A 1,027-nucleotide genomic window follows, 5' to 3' on the forward strand; every position below is an offset into this window, starting at 1 on the left:
AAGGCGTCGGGTATCGGGCGTGAGGGTGGCGTGCATTCCCTCGATTTCTATTCCGAGCTGACCAACGTCTGCGTGGACCTGACATGAGCGAAATCGAGTCGGCGGCCGACGAACTGCGCCAGGCACGGGAATCCGGCACGCCGTGCCCGCCGCTGCGCGGGCGGCTGCTGCCGGAGGGGGACGTCGAGACGGCGTACCTCGTGCAGCAGCTCCAGGTCCGGCGGTGGCTGGACGCCGGCCACCGGCGGGTGGGCGCGAAGATCGGGCTCACCTCCCGGGCGGTGCAGGAGAGCTTCGGGGTGTTCCAGCCGGACTTCGGGGTGCTGCTCGACGACATGGTGGTGCCCGACGGGGCCGAGGTGCCAAAGGGCCGGCTGCTCCAGCCCCGGGTGGAGGCGGAGGTCGCCTTCGTGCTCGGCGCGGATCTGCCCGACGAGCGGATCACCGGCGTGGACGTGATTCGCGCGGTCGATCACCTGCTGCCGGCGATCGAGATCGTCGACTCGCGGGTCGCCGACTGGAAGATCTCCATCGTGGACACCGTGGCGGACAACGCCTCCAGCGGGATGTTCGTGCTCGGCACCACGCCGCGTCGGCTGGCGGAGGTTGACCTGCGGCTGTGCGGCATGGTCCTGGAGCGGGCCGGTGAGCCGGTGTCGGTCGGGGCGGGCGCGGCGTGCCTGGGCAACCCCCTGCACGCGGTGCAGTGGCTGGCGCAGACGATGGCCCGCTCGGGCGACCCGTTGCGGGCGGGTGACGTGGTGCTCTCGGGGGCGCTCGGCCCGATGGTGCCGGTGACGCCGGGCGCGGCGTACGAGGCACGGATCTCCGGCCTGGGCTCGGTGCGCGTCTGTTTCTCGGGGGAGGCGTCGTGAGCGTGCGGCGTGGATTGGCGACCGTTGTGGTCTTCGGCGAGGGGGGTGTGGCATGAGCGTAGGTGTGGCGGTGATCGGGTCGGGCAACATCGGCACGGATCTGATGATCAAGGTGTTGCGGTTGTCGGAGTCGTTGCGGATGGTGGCGATGG

At 70.8% G+C, this 1,027-nt stretch carries 1 protein-coding gene and 1 pseudogene; both read left to right on the forward strand.

Going from position 1 to position 1,027, the window contains the following annotated elements; translation table 11 throughout:
• The first annotated feature begins 83 nt into the window (after nt 1-83).
• Nucleotides 84-875 (forward strand): 2-keto-4-pentenoate hydratase, encoded by a 792-nt coding sequence (locus V6U77_RS29840; RefSeq protein ID WP_334610071.1) that lies wholly within the window; start codon nt 84-86, stop codon nt 873-875.
• A 52-nt stretch (nt 876-927) separates the two neighbouring features.
• Nucleotides 928-1,027, forward strand: a pseudogene (locus V6U77_RS29845) (acetaldehyde dehydrogenase (acetylating)); the annotation flags it as partial.

This window comes from Micromonospora sp. CPCC 205546, assembly GCF_036902715.1.
Lineage (GTDB): Bacteria > Actinomycetota > Actinomycetes > Mycobacteriales > Micromonosporaceae > Micromonospora.

What these genes read in the sequence shown, in the direction of transcription:
- V6U77_RS29840 (WP_334610071.1), top strand. Translation starts at nt 84, where the DNA reads ATGAGCGAAATCGAGTCGGCGGCCGACGAACTGCGCCAGGCACGGGAA.